This is a genomic window from Asaia platycodi JCM 25414, assembly GCF_000614545.1.
Taxonomy (GTDB): domain Bacteria; phylum Pseudomonadota; class Alphaproteobacteria; order Acetobacterales; family Acetobacteraceae; genus Asaia; species Asaia platycodi.
Map to the genome: position 1 here is coordinate 36825 of NZ_BAKW01000014.1, position 21584 is coordinate 58408.

Here is a 21584-nt window from a genome sequence, read left to right on the forward strand (position 1 = left end):
CTTCAAGTTCAACGGTGCCACGATCGATGGCGAGGCCATGCCGATCGAGTTCATCTGGGAGCCGCGCTTTGGTCATGATCATTCGCTGTCAGGGCATTACAAGGCGGGATTTGCCTATGACACGGCAGATCACAAGGACAATTATTACGACGGCAATGGCAACCCCTTTGCCCTGAGCGGCCTCAAGGCGCGCAACGTGCATGGTGCCTGGGCGGCCTGGGGGTTGGTTGACCAGATGGTCTATCATCACCCCGGTCAGGCACCGGATGCCGGTATCACCCTGATCGGCGCGGCCTATTTCAACAAGGCCCAGACGGCGACACGTGCGGATCAGCTCTCGATCGGTGTGCTCGATCGCGGTTTCTGGAAATCGCGCCCGCTCGATGGCATTGGCGTCAATTTCTCATGGACGCATGTTTCCGACGATCTGACACGCTCACAGCGACTCTATGCCATGCAGGGTCTGCCTATTCCCAATGGCTCACTGTTTCCCCAGACCAGCGCCTATGTGGTTGAAGCGACCTATCAGATTCATGTTCTGCGCGGCGTGACCTTCGCGCCCGATTTCCAGTATTATTTCAATCCAGGCGGCCAGAAGCAGCTCAACAATCAGGCACTTCTGGCTTCAAGAGCCATATAGAAATCTTCTGAAAAATTGTCGGGCGCAACCCGCCCCCTCTCTCGACTGTTGCATCGGCCAAGGCGGCAAGCTGAGCCGACAGATCGAGAGAGGCGCCCATGACGCACAAGATACCCGCCCTTGCCAGGGCGCTCTCGCCTGAAGGGCCGCTCGACGGCTTCTGGCCTATCGAGGATTACGCGGCCCTCGGTGACGGGCGCTGTGTGGCGCTTTTGGCACCCGACGGCAGTGTTGACTGGCTTTGCGTACCCAATATCGATTCCCCCCCTCTGTTCGATCGTCTGTTGCACCGCGCTGGCGGTTTTTTCCAGATACGGCCTGTCGGCGCTTTCACGGCAATCCGACAGTATCGGCAGGACAGCAATGTCCTTGAGACATTGATCGAGACGGAACATGGCTCGGCGCGCATAACCGATTCACTCAACAGCACTTTTGCCGGGCGGCTGCCCTGGACGGAATTCGCCCGGAGGATCGAGGGTGTTTCGGGCCGGATGACGTTCATTGTGCGTTTTCGTCTCGGCACGCGCTGCGGCACCGTCGCTCCCTGGATCCAGTCGACCCAGAACGGCACGATCTTTCATGTCGGCTCCGTGCTGGCCCATCTGGTGCATTCCGACAGCATGCGTCTTCTGAAAGAGGAGGACGAGGCCATTGAGGCTGAACTCGTAGTGGGGGAAAAGACCCGTGCCCTGATTGCGCTCGTTGCGACGGAAAACGAGCCCCTCGCCGTACCCGGTGTCGACGAGATTGACGGGCGCATCGAGACCAGTGACGCTGCCTGGCGCAACTGCAAATGCCTTGCATTATGACGGCCCTTACCGGGAGCAGGTGCGTCGCAGCGCGCTTGCGCTGAAACTTCTGCTCTACTCGTCGAGTGGCGCCATCGCGGCGGCGGCTACGACGTCGCTGCCCGAGCGCCTTCGTGACGGCAAGAACTGGGATTATCGCTTCGCCTGGATAAGAGACGCGGCTTATGTGGCCAATGCCTTTCTGCGTCTAGGCGCCGTGGCAGAGGTCAAGGCGGCGCTGGCCTGGCTGGTGCATCATCTCGGAGAGGAGGGGCCGCTCGTCATGTACGGGCTTTCCGGCCAACGCGTCGAAGATGAGACGCGCTATGACGAGGTTGAGGGCTATCGCGGCATCAAGCCGGTCGTCAGCGGCAATCGGGCCTCGCAACAGCATCAGCACGGCATTTATGGCGACATCTTTGAAACGGCGGCGCTATTCGTTTCCAGGGGCAATCTGCTCGATCAGAAAACGGCCCAGCTGCTGACCGATCTTGCAGATCGCTGTGCCGATCACTGGCGTCAGAAAGATGCCGGTATCTGGGAGCTGACAGAAGACCAGCATTATACCATGTCAAAAATCAGCTGCTGGCAGGCGCTTGATCGGGCCTGCCAGATGGCAGAGCGCGGACATCTGGCCAAGGATCGCGCTCCACGCTGGGCGCGTGAGAAAGAACGGATTGTCGCATGGATCGATTGTGAATGCTGGTCGGAAAAACGTCAGGCCTATTTGTTCTATCCCGGTGCAGACGCGCTCGATGCCTCTATCGCGCTCGCCATACCTTTTGGCTTCGACCGCGACGACCGGATGCGCGCGACCCTTCATGCCATTCGCAAAGAACTTGGAAGCGGGCCTTTTCTCTACCGCTACAGTGGCATGCAGCAGGAAGAAGGCGCTTTCCTTGCCTGCTCGTGCTGGATGGTCGAGGCACTGGCTTTGCTTGGTGAGAAGAAAGAGGCCGAAGCGCTGTTCGCCGATTTTCTTGATGCGCTGCCGAAAAACACGGGCATCATCGCCGAGATGATAGACCCCCAGACAGGCTCTTATCTCGGCAATACGCCGCAGGGATTAAGCCATCTGGGTATCGTCCACGCTGCTTGCGCCTTGGCGGGCGACAAGATGAAGGCCTTCGATCTGTCCTGATGTGGCGTCGCCTTGTCGCGAGATTCATTAAGACTGGTTAATCTTTGATCTGGATCAATCGCTGCTAAGACGCGGTATGTCATACAGGAATTCGAGCCAAGCCTGACGGAGAAGCAGGCAGCTCTGACGGGTTATGTTCCGTCAGACTGGGCCGAAAGATAAGCTGTCAGACGGTTTGCTTCGCACCTCGGAACCTGACGCTTCACCACATCATGAAAATGGACGAAATCGACGGTCATGGTCGCTGCCAGGCTCTGCAATCATGGCGTCAGTCCTGCGCGTCTGCCCGCTTCCCGCGCCAGATCGAGCGCGTGCAGTCTTGGAGCGAGGTCATAAATCGGTAGTGCCATCATGATTTCGTCGGGGCGATGGCGCTCGACGAAACGGTTCAGGCCGTCTGCAATCTCATTCATTGTGCCGACAAGGCTGGTGGATAGCACCTCGTCGAACTGACGGCTGATCTCCGGTCCCCAAGGGAGGTCCTGTGTGGCAACCGGATGGGGAAAGCGCCCCGGTGTACCCTGACGCAATGCAGCCATGTAGAGTCGGCGCGATGTCGCGAGATAATCGGCTTCTTGGTGCGTATCTGCAGCGACGATGTTCATGGCGAGCATGACATGGGGCGCCGCAAGCCGCTCCGAAGGGTTAAAACGGTCGCGATAGAGCGCAATCGCTTCTCCATCATCTGGGGGGCGAAATGCGAGGCGAAAGCGAAGGGGAGGCCGAGGGCGGCGGCAAGTTCTGCCGAAAACAATGACGAGCCCAACAGCCAGACGGGGATATCCGCCCCTGCGCCCGGGGTGGCTGTGATGCCCGTCTGAGCTTCATCGCCAGCGAAATAGGCCAGAAGCTCGAGCACTTCCTGCGGAAAACGCTCAGCACCGTCGCGGTTACGACGCAGAGCGCGCAGTGTCCGCTGGTCGGAGCCTGGCGCACGCCCGAGACCGAGATCGATCCGGCCCGGATAGAGCGCGTCAAGGGTGCCGAATTGTTCGGCAATTAGAAGCGGGGCGTGGTTCGGCAGCATAATACCGCCGGCGCCGACGCGAATGCTTCGGGTTGCAGCGGCCAGAGCGCCGATCACGACAGAGGTGGCTGCGGAGGCAATGCCGGGCATGCCGTGATGCTCGGCAACCCAGTAGCGTCGAAAGCCGAGGGACTCGGCTTTTTGTGCGACGAGACGCGATTCCGACAGGGCTTCTGCGGCGCTGCCGGAATCGCGGATGAGGGACAGGTCGAGGATCGAAAGCGGTATCATGACCCCGATATGGGGAGAGATATCGCCGCTTGAAAGATCAGTCCTTCTTCTCGACCTGCTCCACCAGCGTCTCGGTGGCAGGCGCTGCGGGAGAGCGTGTGTATATGGGAGCCGGCGCAGCGCTATGGGCGGCCTCCATGAAGCGATCGGCCAGAGCGCCATAAAGCGCGTGCTTGCAGATCATGCGCGAGACACCGAAGGCAAGAAACGAGGTCGCCATAAGGGCGAGTGTGACCTGCTGGTTGTCGCACATTTCCATCACGATGACCGTCGCCGTCAGCGGCGCCTGCACCACGGCCGAGAAATAGGCCACCGTGCCCAGAAGGACGACCGCACCCGGCGTGGTATGCGGCAGATACTGCTCGATCCAGCCGCCGATACCCGCACCGACCGAGAGTGACGGAGCGAACAGGCCGCCCGGAATGCCCGAGCAATAGGACACGACGGTAGCGATGAATTTCAATACAAAGAACGACGCCGGATAATGCTCCGACCCGTCGATGATGGCGCGCGCCTGCATGTAGCCCGTGCCATAGGTGGCGCCATGAGACACCAGACCCAGTAGCGCCAGGACGAAGCCGCAAAGGGCGGCGAAAGCCACTGGCCGTGCCTTGATGATGGCGCCTATACGTCCCGGTATCCCTTTGGAAAAACGGATCAGAAGGGCAGAGAAACTGCCGCCGGCAATGCCGCCAACAATCCCGCAGGTCAGTACCGCAATCCAGGCGGTGCCCAGCGGTACGTCGACATCGGTATGACCGAAATAGGAATAATTGCCGACCAGTGCGATGGCGGTCACACCCGAGAGCACGACGCCGGTCAGCATCGTGCCCGAGGTCTTCTGTTCGAAGGAATGCGAGAGTTCCTCGATCGCAAAAACGATCCCGGCAAGAGGGGTGTTGAAGGCGGCCGAGACGCCTGCCGCGCCACCTGCGAGAATGGCGCCGCGTCGAGCCGAAACGCTCGCCGTGCCGAGCAGGCGTGAGAACCCGTGCATGATCGCGGCACCGACCTGAACGGTCGGGCCTTCACGACCGATCGAGGCGCCAACCATGAGGCCGAAGCAGGTCAGAATGATCTTGGCAAAGGCGATCCTCAGGGAGAGCACGCGATTGACGATCGAGAAATTCTCGATGTGCAGTGTTGCGATGGTCTGGGGAATGCCGCTCCCCTGCGCGCCCGAAAAGAAGCGTCGTGTCACCCAGGTCGAAAAGGCCAGCCCGGCGGGAACAACTACAAGCATCACGTAGGGATCCCAGTGCAGCAGGCGCCCGCGCGCGCGCGCTGCCCAGTCAGCCGTGCCGGCAAAAGCGACAGCCACGACGCCCACCAGAATGGCGCCGAGCCAGTAGGTGAGGGTGCGACGCCATTGCGACGTCGTTCTGCGTGCGGAACGGCGAAGGTGCAGGATACGGTTGTTTTGCCGCAGAGCGGTGCTTGGGCGCATGAAATCTCACCTGTCTGGGGATCGGGAGGCACCGACCGGTGTATGAGGCTCCTGCCAGCACCCCGGTCGACAGGTCAAGAAACTCTCGTCTGAAAAGAACGTAACGACGGATGAGAGGGCCGGTTTGTCAGAAAAGCTTTTTTGTAGAGGTCCTGGCAGAATTCGCTTTAGGCAAGCACAGGGATGCCAGTCTGTTTGGCTTTTTCTTCCGGCTCGACATGGATGTGGATGAGCGCCCGGCCGAGATGCCGCCTGAGCGCGTGCTCCACGCGGTCGCAGATATCATGCGCTTCAGAGACGCTCATCGCGCCGGGCACGACCAGATGAAACTCGATGAAGCTGACACTGCCTGCCGTACGCACTCTTATATCATGCGCCTCAATTGCTCCGGTCGCATGCTCGGAAATGACGACGCGGATCATCTGCAGCGTGTCCGAATCGGGTGCTTCATCCATCAATCCGGCAATCGAATGCTTCATCATGTCGAAGCCGACGCGCAGGACGTTGAGGGCAACGAGGGCAGACAGCAGCGCGTCCAGACGTGTAAAGCCTGTGAGGGGTATGAGCGCGATGCCGATCACGAGCACCACGGTCGTCCAGACATCGGAAATGACATGACGTCCGTTGGCGGTGAGAGCCGGTGAGCGTTTGAGTCTGCCCTGACGCACCAGAACGAGACCCCACACCAGATTGACCACACCACCTAGCGCATTGAACAGGATTCCGCGCCAAGGCGCGATGTCGACATTGGGCGCGAACCAGCTTTTCCAGGCGACCCACGCGATGCCGATGGCTGTCAGCACCACGAGCACGGCTTCTGTCACGGCCGAGAGATATTCGGCCTTGTCATGGCCGTAGGTGTGATTGTCGTCAGCCGGGCGTTGCGCGACGCTCAGCGCCCAGAGCGCCCCGATGGCGGCGGCCACGTTGATGATGGTTTCAAGCGCGTCCGATAGCAGGGCCGCGCTGCCGCTTACGCGCCAAGCAATATATTTAAGAGCAAGCGCGATCAGGCTGACCACCAGCGAGACCCAGCCGAACACGATCTTTTCTGGCTGCTTCAGCATGAGGCGCCGTTGCCGCAGGGAGAGGCACCACAGGGATAGGCGCTCCCCGGCGTCTCGATCTGGAAAGTGGCATGCCCGATGCGATAGCGTTTGGCGAGCATGGCCGACGCTTCGCGCAGGATCGCGTCATGCCCTCCGGCAGGCGCCGCACTGACCAAATGCACGGTCAGTGCGGTGTCGGTCGTGCTGAGGGGCCAGACATGAAGATGATGCAGATCTTCGACGCCAGGCAGGGCGCGCAGGCTAGTCGCGACCTGATCAAGGTCTATCCGCTCCGGCACGCCGTCGAGCGCCATATCGAGTGACGCGCGTAGCAACGACCAAGTGCCGAAGATGATCGAAACGCAAACGAGCAGACTGACGATAGGGTCTAGAATCGTCCAGCCCGTCAGCATGATGACCAGACCGGTGATCACGACGGCAAGCGACATGACGGCATCGGCGGCCATATGCAGAAAGGCGCCGCGCAGATTGAGATCGTCCTTGCCGCCACGCATGAACAGCAGGGCTGTTCCGCCATTTACGACGATACCCCCCAGCGCCACCAGCATGACGACACGGCCTGCTACTTCCCCAGGGTCGAGCAGGCGCGTAATTGCCTCCCATACGATGCCGCCTGTGACCAGAAGCAGAAGCACAGCATTGCTGAGTGCGGAGAGGATGGTCGAGCGTTTGAGCCCGTAGGTGAAACGTGCGGAAGGGGCACGCTTGGCCAGGCTATGCGCCAGCCATGCCGCGCCCAGTCCCAGCACGTCAGACAGGTTGTGGCCCGCGTCGGAGAGCAGGGAAAGCGAGTGGGCCATGAGCCCCATACCGTCTCGGCGACGATATAGGCGACATTCAGCGTGACACCAATCAGGAACGCCGCGCCATAGCTGGCGGGCTCATGGACATGCCCGTGCCCGTGATGATGGTCATGACTGTGCCCATGATCATCGTGGTCGTGGTCGTGGTCGTGGTCGTGGTCGTGTGGGTGATCGTGCGACTCACCATGGGTGCAGCCATGATGAGTCGTATGCGGATCATGACCCGCATGATGGGCATGGTCGCGGGGCGTTTCGGCCATGGGGTCGCTTTCGGTAAATCGTCGCCAGACCGCATCCTATACGGCATTGGCGCCCGGCACGCCAACATGAAGCGTTTTCCGGGAACGCTCCTGCTTCGTGAATTCTCGTTCAAGGAATTTCATGGAGTTCCAAGTAATTATCAGGTCTGGAGAGTATTTCTTCTATTTTATCGAAAAACGTTTTTAGAGGCTATCGATTATTTCTGACAAGTCTTGTCTATTTCAATGAGAGACTTGGACAGGCGCGAGAGATAATCTGTCTGGAAAGGGTTTGTCATCAAAAACGTCAATTTCGTCATTGAATTATCGTGCTTACTGGAGTGGTATGCATGGATCGTGCTCAGGCACTCTCCAGTTAACGTTTTCATAACGATCCTGGCGACCGCAAGCGTCGCCGCAGTATCGGTGGTTCGGTTTGAAGTCTGTGTTGTCCTGCTCAAATGTTTCCGGCTCTCGCGATTTTCGGAGGGTGACCATGAAACAGTGTGCAATTCTCCGCGTGGGGAATTCCCTCCCAGCAGGTAAGGGCCAGCGCTCGCCAGAGCCAGGCGCTGTGCGATGAGTCTGGACGGCTTGCGCCATGTCGGGCCTGCGGCTCGCAAGGATCTGGAGTTACTGGGCATTCGTACGCGCGAGCAGCTTGCGTCGTCAGACGCCGATATACTTTACGAGCGGCTGTGTGTTCTGACCGGCCTGCGTCACGATCCGTGCGTTCATGACGTTTTCTCAGCTGCCATTCATCAGTCGCGTACGGGCGAGGCGCTCGATTGGTGGCATTTCACCCCCGCTCGCAAAACAAGACAAGAAAACGGGTGCTTCGTCACCATTTCTTCAAAGACAGGGAAATAACGATGCGATCAGCCCGTATTCAAGCCGCTGCTGTTCTTTCTGTGCTCGGGTTGTTCGGCTCTTCCGCTCTGGCGGCTGAGCCTCTCGTCTATGCCCCCATGAATCCGGCGCGCATGTCTGACGTGATCCGTACCCTCGCCTCAGACCCTTTCGAGGGGCGGGCGCCTGGATCGATCGGTGCCATCAAGACCGTGAATTATCTGGTGGCCCAGTTTCAGGCGATCGGATTGCAGCCTGCTGGCGAAAACGGGAGCTGGACCCAGGAAGTCCCGATGATTCACACAAAAATCGCGCCGGAATCGGAGGCTTTTTTTCATGTGGGGCAGTCCGAGCCGCTCGATTTCAGGCAGTCGCAGGAAATCTATCTGACGACCAGCACGCCATCTTCGCAGATCAAGATTCCCCAGGCCCAGCTGGTTTTCGTCGGATACGGTGTGGATGCCCCTGCGCGTGACTGGGACGACTTCAAAGGCGTCGACCTCAAGGGCAAGATCGCCGTCATTCTGATCAACGATCCCGATTTCCGCGCGAAGCCCGGTGAGGCCGTGTCGGGCAGGTTCGGTGGTCGCACCATGACCTATTTCGGACGCTGGACCTATAAGTTCGAAGAGGCTGCGCGTCGGGGGGCGATCGGGGCTCTGATCGTTCATGATACCGAGGCAGCCAGCTATCCCTGGAGCACAGTGATCGCACCGGGGGGAGAGAATTTTGCGCTCGCCAAGCAGGGCGAGCCGGACTCCCTGCTGTTTCACGGCTGGCTCGAAGGTAAGGCCGCCCATGATCTGTTTGCCCGTGCCGGGCTCGACCTCGATGCGCTGAGCGAGGCAGCACGCCGCCCCGATTTCCGGCCCGTGACACTGCCTCAAACGACCATGGCGACGACCTTCGATGTCACCACGACCCATTTGCAGAGCCGTAACGTTCTGGCGAAGCTGCCTGGTACGACCCACCCTGATGAAACGATCATGTATGGCGCCCATTGGGATGCGTTCGGCAGAAGCAAGGGCCCTCATGGCGAACCCATGATACGCCATGGCGCGATCGACGATGCCTCGGGGGTTGCGGCGGTGCTCGAAATCGCCCGTGCGTTCAAGGCAGGTCCTGCCCCGGAGCGAACGATCGTCTTTGCCGCCTGGACAGCAGAAGAGCGCGGCCTGCTGGGCTCGACCTACTATGTCGAGCATCCGCTGGTGTCGCTCGACAAGACGGTTGCCAATTTCACCATCGACGTTTTGCAGATGGGCGGCCTGTCGCATAATGCGTTCATCGTTGGGGCAGGGCAGAACAGCCTGCAGGATGATTTTGCCACCATTGCGTCTTCTCAGGGACGAATCACCCAGAATGAGGCCCTGCCGGAGCGCGGTGCGTTTTACCGGGCAGATCATCTGCCTTTCGCCCGTGCTGGCGTGCCAGTGCTGCCGATCATGGATCTGGCTGGGTATCCCGACCTCGTGAAGGGAGGCGTACCGGCCGGGCGTAAGTGGCTCGAAGGCTATATGGCCTGCTATCATCAGCTGCGATGCCTGGAGCGCGAGCTGGGATCTCGGTGGAGCAGCAGAAGATGCGGCAGCGCTTTACGAAGTGGGACGCAGCCTTGCTTTCTCGCGCATGTGGCCGAGCTGGAAGCAGGGGTCGGAATTCAAAGCTGTTCGTGACCGCACCGAAGCGCAGCGTCCGGCTCTGTGAACGGGGCGTGGAGCAAGGGGAGCCATTCTTTTCTTGACAAAGCCCCTCGCTCCATGACTTCCAGCCGGGATGATCCGGCTTACCGAACTCAGGCTTCCTCTCGACCATTCGTCCGATGCGCTGCGCGAGGCGATTATCGCCCGGCTGAACATCGAGAGCACGGCCCTGCGCGATTTTACGATTGCCCGTCGCGGCTATGATGCGCGCAAGCGCGGTCGCATCGTGCTGGTCTATAGCGTTGACTGCACGATTGATGATGAGGCGGCTATTCTCGCCGCCTATGACAACACCCCCTCGGTCATGCCGACCCCCGATACCTCTTATGTTCTTCCGACGGTAACGTTGGAGGGGGCCGGCGCCCCGCGTCCTGTGGTGATCGGCGCCGGGCCGTGCGGTGTGATGGCAGCGCTCATTCTGGCGCAGGCGGGGCTGCGCCCCATCGTGATCGAGCGTGGCAAGATCGTGCGCGAGCGCACGGTCGACACCTTTGCCTTGTGGCGCCGCTCGGAACTGACGCCAGAAAGCAACGTGCAGTTTGGTGAGGGTGGTGCCGGGACATTTTCCGATGGCAAGCTCTATAGCGGGGTCAGCGACCCGCGCCATCTCGGTCGCAAGGTCATGGAGGAATTCGTCAAGGCCGGTGCGCCAGAGGAAATTCTCTACGTCTCGAAGCCGCATATCGGCACATTCCGCCTGGTCTCGATGGTCGAGCATATTCGTAGCGAAATCGAGCGTCTGGGGGGCAGTTATCGCTTTGGCGTTCGCGTTGACGGTCTGGTGACTGATGGCACACCGCGCAGGCTGAAGGGGCTGATCCTGTCGGATGGCACGACCCTTGAGACAAATCACGCCATTCTCGCTGTGGGGCACAGCGCGCGCGACACCTTCGAGATGCTGCGTTATGCCGAGGTGCCGATGGTGCCCAAGCCATTCTCGATCGGCGTGCGTATCGAACATCCGCAATCGCTCATCGATTGTGCGAGGTTCGGCGACCAGGGTGGCCACCCGCTTCTGGGCGCTGCGGATTACAAGCTGGTTCATCACGCCAAAAACGGTCGGGCTGTCTATTCCTTCTGTATGTGCCCCGGGGGTACGGTGGTTGCAGCAACGTCCGAGCCCAATCAGGTCGTCACCAATGGGATGAGCCAGTATTCCCGCGCAGAGCGCAATGCGAATGCGGGCATCGTGGTCGATGTATCGCCTGAGCGCGATTACCCCGACGATGTGCTTGGTGGCGTGGCGTTTCAGCGTCATTGGGAGCGCGCGGCTTTCGTGGCCGGTGGGGGGGACTACAAGGCACCGGCCCAGCGCGTGGAAGATTTTCTGGCCGGGCGTCCGTCAACGACGCTCGGTCATGTCGTGCCTTCCTACAAGCCGGGCGTTACGCCAACCGATCTTTCCCTCTGTCTGCCTGATTTCGCGGTCGAGGCGATCCGCGAGGCCCTTCCCGCTTTCGAGCGCAAGCTCAAGGGGTTTTCAATGGGCGATGCGGTGCTGACCGGGGTCGAGACCCGTACGTCCTCTCCCATCAGAATGCCACGTGGCCATGATGGCCAGAGCCCCGGTGTCGGAGGGCTCTTTCCCGCAGGAGAGGGGGCAGGATATGCCGGAGGTATTCTTTCGGCCGGTATAGACGGCATCCGGGCGGCGGAGTGGGTGATTCAGGCTTCGACAGCCGAGGCATCCTGACCGTTATCGCGGACAAGAGTCACGTGGTCCGTCATCCGATGGCCTCTAAGGATTGCATCGTCACGTTCTCCGATTGATGATCACGCGGTGCTTGCGGAACGCGAGGTGAGTGGGTTGGCGGTCCTGCTGTGCGCCTTTGTTTCAGAAACCAGCCGGGAGATCAGGGAGGCTGGCAAGATAAAGATCCGGGTCAAAAATCTGGTTTCTCATGGGAGGTCGAACTTTTTTGACACTGAACGTTGTTTATCCTTTCGGGCTGTCAAAGAGTGCTACCAATTGATCTGCGTCGCAGATCATCTGATGTCTACACCCATGAATGATACTGCTGGCAGGCGGTGAAAAGCCTCTGCTACAGGGCCAGATGGAGATCGATCGCAGCTGCGCTCGAATGGAACGTGGAGTGAAAGGTCGTCATGGCAACTCAGATCAGCGGTAACTGGGTTGCCCGTAATAACGGCAGTGAAACCGTTTATGTCAGCAATGGAGTGACGATCAGCGGGGCCGTTGTGTTCACGGGCGGGGGAACACTCACCGTTTCAAGCGGTGCCACGGTATCAGGTCTCTCTGCTGTTGCCTCTGGTGGTTATCCGACGGTAGTCATTTCCGGAGGCTCGGTAATCGATTCAAGCATCATAAATGGTTATCTGCGTGCCTATAGTGGGGCTGTCACGAGCAATGTCAGCGGGATGTCGACCGAGAGTTATTATTATTCCGGGGCGACGTCGCTAAACGAGACATTTTACTGGGTGTCTCCTGCCGATCACAGCCCGGTAAGGTTCTCATCCGGCTCTGTCGCCAGCAACGCGCATCTCTCATCAGGCATGTCTGCCTATATCAGTTCGGGAGCGACAGTTGTCGGTCTGCAGGTTGCGTCTGGCGCATCGGTGCTTGTCAGCTCGGGCGTGACGCTGAGCAGTCTGTCAATCAGTGCGGGTGGGTCGGCGACCATACTAGCCAATTATGGGAGCGCACGTCCCTTGACGACAACGCCGACGAGTAACGTATCGGTTCTCAAAGGTACGTGGTCAGCCGTCAATTCGAGCGGCGTGACGGTTTATTCGAGTGGCAGGATTGTGAGTCAGGGCCCGGTCCTGATGAGTGGCGGTACGCTGATCGTGATGAGCGGTGCGACAGCTTCCGGCGTGAGTGGATCGAACAGGGGAGGATATCCCGTGGTCTCGGTACAGTCGGGCGGCACGCTGCTGAGTTCTGTAATTACAAACGGTTATCTCTACCTCTCCTCTGGCGGTGCAAGTATCGATAACACCTATAATTCCCTCGTCACGACGATCAGTGCAGGTGCGACGTCCATCGACGATATTTTCTACAATTCAGGTTTTGGTAATGACACAATCAACGTCGCCAGCGGCGCGACATTGTACGGGGCCGAGGTTGCGAGTGGCGTACTGATCTATGCGTCAAATGGCGCAATGCTCAGGGATCCGGTGGTGGTCTCAGGTGGCAGTCTGACAATCAATGGAGCGACGGTCATTACATGTTTCCTTGCCGGATCGATGATCGGGACGGAGACCGGCGAGCGGGCAGTAGAGGAATTCGCCAGGGGTGATCTGGTTACGGTCTACCGAAATGGCATGGCGGGTTCAGAACCTGTCATTCATCTGGTCCGGGGGCGTGTCACTGTGCGGCGCGATCTGCCTGACGATCGGGCGGGCTATCCTATACGCATCGCAGCACACGCTTTCGGCCAGGGGCAGCCCTATCATGATCTGCTGGTCACCGCAGAGCATTGCCTTTATCTCAACGAAGCGTTTGTACCCGTTCGTATGCTCGTCAACGGGATGAGTATTGCCTATGATCGCTCTCTCGAGAGCTACGATTATTTTCACATCGGGAGCGCGCAGCATGGCATTATTCGTGCCAACGGCCTGATGTCCGAAACGCTTTTCGACGGCGAGAATACGGATTCTTCCGGGGTTTCTGGCGTCAAGGTCTATAGCCGCGAATGGGCACGTGATGCGGCAGCGCCACTGCGAACAGACAGAGATTTCGTTACACCGATTTACGACAGGGTTATCGCACGGATTGGCCATGACACTGAAAATCGTCGCGATTCGGTTCTGGAATACGATCCGGGGCTTCATCTTGTGGGGCCGGGCGGAGAGCGTATCCTTTGTGCGAGGAAAACAGGTCACAATGCCATGTTCCTTGTCCCCCCGAACGTGACTGACGTGCGGATCGCCTCACGCGTCGCTCGACCTGTCGATATCGAAGGGCCTTGTTGCGACGATAGGCGTTCGCTCGGTGTTCTGGTCGGTGAGATAACGCTTTATTCAGCGACTGAGACGAGGCGTCTCGAAGAGCACCTCCGTGATCTGGACATCGAAGGCTGGGCACCGCTGGAAACGTCGGAGTATCGCTGGACGACTGGCGACGCCGTGATGTCGCTCGGTGAGCGTAAGGGAGAAACTCCGGCTGTGCTGAGCATTGCTGTCCGAGCGGGGGGGCCTTATTTGCGAGATACCGGTAAATCTGGGCAGCGCTTCAAGTTCTGAATTGAGCCTGAATATCGATCGGGTGCGGTGGCGCTGGATTGGCCGCTTCGCCGGGTCATACCGCCTCCGATGATACTCATGTGCGGTCTGGTCTTGGCGTCAGGTTCGAGGCTCGTCGTCTCTTTCCTGCGCAATTGCGTGATTTCCATATGTCAGCAAACCAGGTTTATCCGCCACGAAAGCCGAGGTACATGGCGAGGCCACGTATGTCGTAAACCGCTTCATGGACCATTTATTCTTGCCTGTAATCGGGGTCAGGCGGTCCTCATCCCATCATATGTCTCTGGTTGCCCAGCACCCAGAGTGTGCCGCCCACCATCAGCGCGACGATCAGCAGGGAGAACAGAATCAGCTGCAGGTCGTCGCGGTGCGAGCGCGACAGATCGATATGCAGAAAAAACCTGAAATGCACTGCGGCCTGGCAGAGCCCAGCAAGACCGATCAGCCAGAACAGGGACGTTTTCGGGAGCAACCCCAGCATGACAGCACCGAAGGGCAGGGCAGAGAGGAGTATGGCCAGCACAAGACCGATGAGATAGCCATGCAGTTCCTGTCGGCGTTCGGATTCATGGTGATCGCTCATGACAGCACTCCCAGCAGATAGACGATCGAAAAAATGCCGATCCAGACAATATCCAGAAAATGCCAGAACAGGGCGAGACGCATGAAGCGCGTCTGCACCAGCGGATCGAGCCCGAATTTGAGCGTTTGGGCAAGCATGATCAGCAGCCAGATGCAGCCGCTCGTGACATGGAGCCCGTGCGTGCCGATCAGCGCCCAGCTTGCGGAAAGCCAGCCCGAGCGTGAGGGCACGCCGCTTTTGGCTGCCATACTCATGAAATCATGCAGTTCCAGAGACAGAAAGACGAGGCCCAGCAGCAGCGTAACAGTGAACCAGAACAACGTTTTTGGCACTGAGCGGTCATAGCGCATGGCCAGCGTAGCGAGTCCGCAGGTAAAGCTGCTCGCGAGCAGGGCAACCGTCTCCCACGCGGCGGAGGAGAGGTCGAAAAGCTCATGAGGACCGGGACCACCCGCGAGGGAGTGCCCCATCGTTGCATAGGTAACGAATAACATTGAGAAAATGATGAGATCGCTCATCAGGAAGACCCAGAAGCCGAAAAGCGCTTCCTCGGCCTGTGTTCGTGCTTCTTCCTGATGCGAGGCAGGAGCCGCGTTGCTCAGCCTTATGCCGATATGGCTCGGCCCCTTGCCATGCACGGTTTGCGCCATCAGATCGGCTCCTTGACCAGACCGTGGTTGGCGGTCGTGAACATCGCATCGTTGTCGATAAAAGCTGTCTCGCGCAGCGTGAGGAGCCAACGCTCCTCGGTCTCCCGGATCTCGGCAGCTGGGATGATATGGGTTGTGTTGCGGTTGAAACTGCGCAGGACGATTGCGCCGAAGAACACGCCCGCTCCCAGCATGACGGCCCACCAGATATGCCAGGTGAGGGCAAAGCCGAACACACCGCTCGCCACGCAGCAGACAAAGCCGACAGACGTGTTGGAGGGGAGTTCGATATCGTAATAGTGCTCTGGCGCCCGCCAGGCATCGCGGTGTTTTTTTGCTTCATGAAAGGCATCGACACAGTCGATCTTCGGGATCAATGCAAAATTATATTCAGGCGGTGGGGCCGCGACTGACCATTCGAGTGTGCGACCGTTCCAAGGGTCTCCGGCAGAGACGGCAAGGGCCTTGCGTTGCTTTATGCTGGTCCAGAGCTGGATGACCATGCAGGCCAGAGCGCCGAGCACGAGAAACGCACCGCAAAGCGCTACCCAGAGATAGGGTCGATAGACGGCTTCGAAAAATTCCTGGCTGCGTCGGGGCATGCCCAGCGCACCGACGATATAAAGCGGCATGAAGGCCAGAATGAAGCCGCCCACCCAGCAGCCGAAAACGGCACGACCCCAACCCTCATGAAGGCGAAATCCGAAGGCTTTCGGAAACCAGTAATGATAGGCGCTCAACATGCCGAAAAGCAGGCCGGGAATGAGCATGTTGTGAAAATGGGCCACCAGAAACAGGGTGTTATGAACCTGATAGTCGAACCCGGGATTGGCCAGCATCACGCCGGTCGCGCCGCCCACCACAAACAGCATCATGAAGGCGCAGGCATAGAGCATGGGCACGCTGATCCTGATGCGCCCGCGCACCATCGTCAGCAGCCAGTCATAGACTTTCACCCCTGTCGGAATGGCGATGAGCATGGTGGCAATGCCGAAAACGGCGTTTACATTGCCATCCTGTCCCATGGTGAAGAAGTGGTGCAGCCAGACCGTGAAGGAAAGAACGGCAATTGAAACGGTCGCCCAGACCAGCGAGGTGTAGCCGTAGAGCCGCTTATTTGAAAAAGTAGCGATGGTCTCGGAATAGACACCGAAAGCGGGCAGGATCAGAATATAGACCTCAGGATGGCCGAACAGCCAGAACATGTTGATGTAGTTCATCATGTTTCCACCAAGCTCATTGGTGAAGAAGTGCATGTCCAGATAGCGATCCATCGCCAGCATCAGCGTCGCCACGGTCAGAGGTGGCATGGCGAAAATCATCAGGATGGAGATGCACAGCGCCGTCCAGGCGAAAAGCGGCATTCTGAAAAGCGTCATGCCCGGTGCGCGTTTCTTGTAGACTGTGACGGCGAAATTGATGCCGGTCATGGTGTTGCCGACTGAGCTGAGCGTCAGCGCCCATATCCAGTAATCTACCCCCACACCGGGACTGAAAGACAGTTCGGTATAGGGCGGATAGCCTGTCCAGCCTCCGGTCGAGAATTTGCCGATGCAGAGCGAGATCATCAGTAGCACGGCACCCGCGCTCGTGAGTCCAAGACTGATCGAGTTCATGACAGGAAAAGAGACGTCTCTCGCGCCGATCTGAAGCGGCAATACGAAATTATAGACGCCGATAAGGAAGGGCATGGCCATGAAGAAAATCATGATCGTGCCATGGGTCGTAAAAAGCTGCGCGAAATGTTCGGGCGGTATGAACCCCGGATTCTGATAGGCTACAGCCTGCTGTGAGCGCATCACGACCGCCTCGACCACGGCGCGTGCCAGCATGACGAAAGAGACCACGACATACATGATGCCGATTTTCTTGTGGTCGACGCTGGTCAGCCAGTCGGCCCAGAGTGCGCGCCACCCTTTCAGCCAAGTGATGAAAACCAGCAGGGCCAAGGCCCCCAGCACGACGATCGAAGCGGCTAAAGTTGCTATCAGGCTGTAAAAGGGCAAGGCGTCATAGCCGAGCGAACCGAGCAGGAAGTGACGCAAGGCTGATCTCCGGTCTTTTTGGCGTCGCAGCGGCGACGGAAGGGTCAGGCTCGATCAGCCGGAATGGGTGGGCGTATTGGTGGCGTCACGCATGACGACACCCTGAAAAAAATGCTCGGGTACGGAGGAGAACACAGGCATCGCGGCGTTCGGGTCATGCAGAAGCGTCCGGGCTGATTGGCGACCGTTTTCCTGTCTGCGCAGCACCTCCCACGTGGCCGGGTCGAGGCGCAGTGCGCTCGCGCGCGCTTGATCAGCCATTGTGCGAAGTGATCGGGTGAGACGATATCGACGGGAAATTTCTGATCCTGAAAGCCCATGCCGTTGAACTGCGTGTTCTCTCCGAGCAGGCGCCCGGTACGATCCGCTTCGAGATGGAGCCGTGTCGTCATGCCCGCCATGGCATAGATCTGGCTACCCAGCGAAGGGATCAGAAAAGACTGCATCGTGGCATCCGAAGTCAGATGAAATTCGACTTCACGCCCTTGTGGCAGCACAAGATGATCGAGGCTCGCCACATGGGCATCGGGGTAGATGAAGAGCCATTTCCAGTTCAGCGCGACCACCTCGATGCTCAGCGGCGGCGCATCTCCTATCGCGCGTTCGGGGCTGAAACGTCGCTCAGGACCCCAGACCAGAAGCGAGAATGCAATCACGACGACGGCGGGAAAGCCCCAGACGAGAAACTCCAGTGGCAGGGCGAAGTCCCAATCGGGCAGAAAGCGCGCCCTGCGGTTGGACGCGCGATAATGCCACAGGCAGAGCGGCACACCGACCAGTACAGGCAGAATGACCAGAAGCAGGCCGCCCGTGAGCAGCAAAAACCAGTGTTTCTGAAGCGCTGCGATCGGCCCGGCCGGATCGAGAAACGAGATGTTGTCGGCCTGACATCCGCCCAGAAGCAGGAGGGGTAGAAGCAGGATGGGAAAAAGCCCCAGCAGGCGGCGATGACGCAGGGCGTAAGCGATCGGTCTGGTTCTCGTCACGTTCGGCCTGTTCCATGAGCAAGGGTCAGGTTCAAGAACTCGAAACTGTGATCAGTGTTTCCCCTTCTCTTTCTTAAAATGTCTTTTCATGTCTCGTCGCCCTGCAGCGCTCATCACCGGGCTGGCAAAAAACTGCGGATTTGCAGGGCCTCGTTTCCGTCGTAAGATATGTTTCAGGCAACTCATGCAGGGCTTTGGCGTCTGAGCAGCAAGCCTGGTCGAACAAGAAGGAGGCGAAGGTCATGTTTCCACGTTCTTTTGCGGCTTTTGCCGTGTCGCTGCCGCTTTGTCTCGTTCCCCTGACGGCTTTGGCTGCGACAAATCCGGCGTCGGGTATGGCGGCCAAGCCGCCTGTGCCCGGCACGTCTGCGCGGTCCCCCAAGCCAGCGGCCACGCCAACCACGGAATCGACGATCAGCTTTACGCTGAAAGAGGTCGGGGGCGGGCTCGGCTATGAGTGGGGCAAAGGCATCCTGCATCACGATGGCAAGGATATTCCTTCGAGATTGGCGGGGGTGGTATCGCGTCTCTCGGCTACATCACGGTCACAGGTACTGGCTCGGTCAAGGACCTCGCGCGGCTCGATCAGTTCGACGGCACATACTGGACCGTCAAGGCTGACGCCGCCATCGGTTCGGGTGTCGGGGCTGCCGTGCTCGAAAACCAGTATGGTGTGAAGCTCGACCTCAAGATGAATATTTCAGGTGCCCATGTGGGGGCCTCGGTGATGCGTCTGCGCTTCAGGCTTTTGCCTGACAAAGCCGACAAGCTTGCGGCGCAATAGGCCGTCCTGCGGCGCGAGACGCAAGGATAAGGGTCTGCTTTTATGGAAATGACAGGCTGGCGTCTCACAGGCGCCCTGTTGAGCTTTGTCGTTCAGATGGTGTTCATCGGGCGCGCTCTCTTGCGCCCGCATCGTCAGCCGGCGTCTCGCGTCGCCTGGGTGGCGATCATCGCTGCCCTGCCTGTTCTGGGAACGCTCGCTTATCTCATGCTCGGCGAGACCAATATGGGGCGCCGCCTCGTGGCGCGTATCACCGAGGCGCGCAAAACCCTGCACGTGCCGGGCAAGAGCAGCGAAGACCTGATCGATGCCGAGGGCAAATATCACCTGCCGCCGCGTCTCGCGCCCCTGTTTCGCGTCGGCCAGTCTGCCAGCGGTTATCCGCCTGAAACGGGAAACCGGGCGCGGCTTATGCCTGATTCCAACGCGGCCATCGATTCCATGGTGCGCGATATCGATGCGGCGCGCGACCATGTGCATATCTGCTTTTATATCTGGCTGACGGATCATAACGGCACCAAGATCATTGATGCCGTCTGCCGTGCCGCGTCTCGCGGTGTGACCTGTCGCGTCATGGCTGATGATCTCGGTTCGCGTCGCCTGATCGCTCATCCCTCATGGAAGAAAATGCAGCAGGCGGGCGCCATCTCGTGCGGGCCATGCCCATGGGCAATATGCTCACCTGGCCGCTCCATGGGCGTATGGATATGCGTAATCATCGCAAGATCGTGGTGATCGATAATCGTCTGACCTATTGCGGCAGCCAGAACTGCGCCGACCCGGAATTTCGGGTCAAGGCGCGTTTCGCGCCTGGGTCGATCTGATGACGCGTTTCGAAGGACCGGTGGTGCTGCAAAACCAGCATCTCTTCGCCACTGACTGGATGGCGCATACGGATGAGGATCTCGGCCCGCTTCTCGCCTCCGCTCCCGTCGTTGAAAACCAGGAGGGCTTTGTCGCCCAGGTGATTGGTACGAGCGCTGCCTTGCGTTATGCGGCGATGCCTGAAGTCTTCACGTCGCTCATGAACGCTTCTGCCGAAGAACTGACCGTCACCACGCCCTATTACGTGCCGGATGAACCATACAGCTGCGCTCTGCGCTGCCGCCCGACGCGGCGTGCGTGTGACCCTCACAGTCCCGACGCGTAACGATTCATGGATCGTTGCAGGGGCAAGCCGCAGCTATTACGAAGAACTGCTTGAAGCGGGGGTACGTATTTTCGAGTATCCTCTCGGATTGCTTCACACCAAGGCCCTCACACTTGACGGGCGCATGGGCATGATCGGCTCGGCCAATCTCGACCGACGCAGTTTCGACCTCAATTTCGAGAATAATATCCTGTTCAGCGATCGCGAGTTCACGGCCGAAATTCGGGAGCGCCAGCAAAGCTATACGAATGCCTCAACCGAAATCACGCTCGAAGCCGTGCGCGCCTGGCCGTGGTCTCGTCGCCTCTGGCATAATACGTTGGCCATGATCGGGCCGGTGTTGTGAAGCCAGGCTCATTGAGTGGCCCCGGACTGACGTGCCGATCGACACCTCCAACGATGACGACTCACATTTTTCTTTAGAGCGCGGCTGCTCAATTCATGGAAACCAATAAACCCAGACCACTTGGTCGAATTCGCCAATTGCGGCAGGTTCCCAATTGCTCTGTGCGGAGGATCACCTGGCATGGCTCACCCTTCTTTTGAAAGTGTAAGAGCCCCATTGATTCCGCCAATACCATTACACCTTACGCGTAATTCGGTTTGCAGCGATCCAGAGCCTTCACCGCAACCTCGCCGAATTCGAGATCGCTCAGATTGATCGAGGCATGGAAAACCTTGCCGAAATTCTCATTGGTGCCCCAGGCGGAAAAGCCACCACCGCGACCACGCGTAGAGAGCATTTCAACCTGATCTCCCTGATCTTCCGGCCAGTTGATATAAATACCTGCCGATTTGGACATTGTCGTCAGGTTATCCTTGAAGCCAAATTCCTGCTGGATACGCAGCCAGAACTCACGAGACTTCTGGTTTGACTCGTCCTTTGCTGGGCGAGAGACTTCACTTGGAATTGGCGTAGGCAAATGCGCCCCGAAATCCTCACTGCTATACAACGCCCTCTTGAGGTTAGCTCCAATCCATTCCGTCGTGGCCTGTTTGCGGGGAATGAAAGTCGACCAGCCCGAGCGGGAGAAATGCATCCCGCCCCAGGTTTCCAGACAGATCACGGCCACATATTTTCTGGTGCGGATGACCTCAGCTCGACGGGTAGGGATCTGCCAGGAAGGAATGACGGTGCTCATGCGATGTCCTGCTTCGGTGACTCGATATCCGTAATTCCAGAATCGATGGTTTATGAGGCTTTGAAAATGCAGTCTATCAGGCGCTCTGTCCAAGATGTCT

Annotated in this window: 20 protein-coding genes and 2 pseudogenes; 13 read left to right on the forward strand and 9 right to left on the reverse strand. The window is 58.8% G+C overall.

Translation table 11 applies throughout. From position 1 onward, the window contains the following. Positions 1-37: 37 nt before the first annotated feature. The 3 genes from JCM25414_RS26070 (at position 38) to JCM25414_RS23765 (ending at position 2569) form a co-directional block, all read left to right on the forward strand. Positions 38-640, forward strand: coding sequence for a carbohydrate porin (locus JCM25414_RS26070; RefSeq protein ID WP_369346048.1), 603 nt, complete (start codon positions 38-40; stop codon positions 638-640). Positions 641-738: 98 nt separating this feature from the next. Further along, positions 739-1449, forward strand: a complete 711-nt coding sequence (locus tag JCM25414_RS23760; RefSeq protein WP_199897625.1) for a trehalase-like domain-containing protein — start codon at positions 739-741, stop codon at positions 1447-1449. Then, positions 1409-2569 carry a glycoside hydrolase family 15 protein gene (locus JCM25414_RS23765; RefSeq protein WP_199897626.1) on the forward strand — a complete coding sequence of 387 codons (1161 nt, stop codon included), beginning with the start codon at positions 1409-1411 and terminating at the stop codon, positions 2567-2569. Before JCM25414_RS23760 ends, JCM25414_RS23765 begins: the two co-directional genes overlap by 41 nt. Positions 2570-2829: 260 nt before the next feature. Here JCM25414_RS23765 and JCM25414_RS19405 read toward each other — a convergent pair. The 4 genes and pseudogenes from JCM25414_RS19405 to JCM25414_RS19410 form a co-directional block, all read right to left on the reverse strand. After that, positions 2830-3827: pseudogene (locus tag JCM25414_RS19405) on the reverse strand (LLM class flavin-dependent oxidoreductase). Positions 3828-3864: 37 nt separating this feature from the next. Beyond that, on the reverse strand, positions 3865-5274 hold the full coding sequence (locus JCM25414_RS10950) for a chloride channel protein (RefSeq protein ID WP_025841676.1): 1410 nt from the start codon (positions 5272-5274) through the stop codon (positions 3865-3867). 167 nt (positions 5275-5441) lie between these two features. After that, positions 5442-6341 (reverse strand): cation diffusion facilitator family transporter, encoded by a 900-nt coding sequence (locus JCM25414_RS10955; RefSeq protein ID WP_025841677.1) that lies wholly within the window; start codon positions 6339-6341, stop codon positions 5442-5444. Then, positions 6335-7200, reverse strand: a pseudogene (locus tag JCM25414_RS19410) (cation diffusion facilitator family transporter). The gene JCM25414_RS10955 and the pseudogene JCM25414_RS19410 overlap by 7 nt, the downstream one beginning before the upstream one ends. Before the next feature lie 27 nt (positions 7201-7227). On the opposite strand from JCM25414_RS19410, the gene JCM25414_RS25095 reads away from it, so the two are divergent. The 5 genes from JCM25414_RS25095 to JCM25414_RS10985 all read left to right on the forward strand — a co-directional run bounded on the left by JCM25414_RS25095 (position 7228) and on the right by JCM25414_RS10985 (position 14144). Beyond that, on the forward strand, positions 7228-7614 hold the full coding sequence (locus JCM25414_RS25095; protein ID WP_051535833.1) for a hypothetical protein: 387 nt from the start codon (positions 7228-7230) through the stop codon (positions 7612-7614). Between the two features lie 351 nt (positions 7615-7965). Beyond that, positions 7966-8256: a helix-hairpin-helix domain-containing protein gene (locus JCM25414_RS10965; RefSeq protein WP_025841678.1), complete on the forward strand. Its 291-nt coding sequence runs from the start codon at positions 7966-7968 to the stop codon at positions 8254-8256. A gap of 2 nt (positions 8257-8258) precedes the next feature. Next, positions 8259-9911 (forward strand): M20/M25/M40 family metallo-hydrolase, encoded by a 1653-nt coding sequence (locus tag JCM25414_RS19415; RefSeq protein ID WP_369346049.1) that lies wholly within the window; start codon positions 8259-8261, stop codon positions 9909-9911. A 100-nt stretch (positions 9912-10011) separates the two neighbouring features. Beyond that, positions 10012-11631, forward strand: coding sequence for an NAD(P)/FAD-dependent oxidoreductase (locus tag JCM25414_RS10975; RefSeq protein ID WP_025841679.1), 1620 nt, complete (start codon positions 10012-10014; stop codon positions 11629-11631). Positions 11632-12044: 413 nt separating this feature from the next. After that, positions 12045-14144: a Hint domain-containing protein gene (locus JCM25414_RS10985; RefSeq protein ID WP_025841681.1), complete on the forward strand. Its 2100-nt coding sequence runs from the start codon at positions 12045-12047 to the stop codon at positions 14142-14144. Positions 14145-14409: 265 nt separating this feature from the next. Here the strand turns inward: JCM25414_RS10985 and cyoD are convergent, their stop codons facing one another. Genes cyoD through JCM25414_RS23770 form a run of 4 tightly spaced genes read right to left on the reverse strand, consistent with a single transcriptional unit; the run spans position 14410 to position 18408 of the window. Further along, a complete protein-coding gene (cyoD, locus tag JCM25414_RS10990; protein ID WP_025841682.1) occupies positions 14410-14727 on the reverse strand; it encodes a cytochrome o ubiquinol oxidase subunit IV in 318 nt (105 codons plus the stop codon). Further along, a complete protein-coding gene (locus tag JCM25414_RS10995) occupies positions 14724-15377 on the reverse strand; it encodes a cytochrome c oxidase subunit 3 (RefSeq protein ID WP_025841683.1) in 654 nt (217 codons plus the stop codon). Before JCM25414_RS10995 ends, cyoD begins: the two co-directional genes overlap by 4 nt. Beyond that, a complete protein-coding gene (locus JCM25414_RS11000; protein WP_025841684.1) occupies positions 15377-17410 on the reverse strand; it encodes a cbb3-type cytochrome c oxidase subunit I in 2034 nt (677 codons plus the stop codon). Before JCM25414_RS11000 ends, JCM25414_RS10995 begins: the two co-directional genes overlap by 1 nt. Positions 17411-17466: 56 nt before the next feature. Continuing rightward, positions 17467-18408, reverse strand: coding sequence for a hypothetical protein (locus tag JCM25414_RS23770; RefSeq protein ID WP_025841685.1), 942 nt, complete (start codon positions 18406-18408; stop codon positions 17467-17469). A gap of 457 nt (positions 18409-18865) precedes the next feature. On the opposite strand from JCM25414_RS23770, the gene JCM25414_RS19425 reads away from it, so the two are divergent. From JCM25414_RS19425 to JCM25414_RS25115, 5 genes are read left to right on the forward strand one after another with little or no spacing between them, the layout of a single operon-like run. Continuing rightward, a complete protein-coding gene (locus JCM25414_RS19425) occupies positions 18866-19192 on the forward strand; it encodes a hypothetical protein (protein WP_051535835.1) in 327 nt (108 codons plus the stop codon). Positions 19193-19240: 48 nt separating this feature from the next. Further along, a complete protein-coding gene (locus JCM25414_RS25100; protein ID WP_242403515.1) occupies positions 19241-19927 on the forward strand; it encodes a PLDc N-terminal domain-containing protein in 687 nt (228 codons plus the stop codon). Then, positions 19900-20016, forward strand: coding sequence for a phospholipase D-like domain-containing protein (locus JCM25414_RS25105; RefSeq protein ID WP_242403516.1), 117 nt, complete (start codon positions 19900-19902; stop codon positions 20014-20016). The genes JCM25414_RS25100 and JCM25414_RS25105 overlap by 28 nt, the downstream gene beginning before the upstream one ends. Next, the gene (locus JCM25414_RS25110) at positions 20016-20342 is read left to right on the forward strand and encodes a hypothetical protein (protein WP_242403517.1); all 327 of its coding nucleotides are present in this window, start codon (positions 20016-20018) and stop codon (positions 20340-20342) included. The genes JCM25414_RS25105 and JCM25414_RS25110 overlap by 1 nt, the downstream gene beginning before the upstream one ends. Further along, positions 20317-20688: a phospholipase D-like domain-containing protein gene (locus tag JCM25414_RS25115; protein ID WP_242403518.1), complete on the forward strand. Its 372-nt coding sequence runs from the start codon at positions 20317-20319 to the stop codon at positions 20686-20688. Before JCM25414_RS25110 ends, JCM25414_RS25115 begins: the two co-directional genes overlap by 26 nt. A 241-nt stretch (positions 20689-20929) precedes the next feature. Here the strand turns inward: JCM25414_RS25115 and JCM25414_RS11025 are convergent, their stop codons facing one another. Next, positions 20930-21484, reverse strand: a complete 555-nt coding sequence (locus JCM25414_RS11025; RefSeq protein ID WP_025841686.1) for a hypothetical protein — start codon at positions 21482-21484, stop codon at positions 20930-20932. Between the last annotated feature and the right edge of the window lie 100 nt (positions 21485-21584).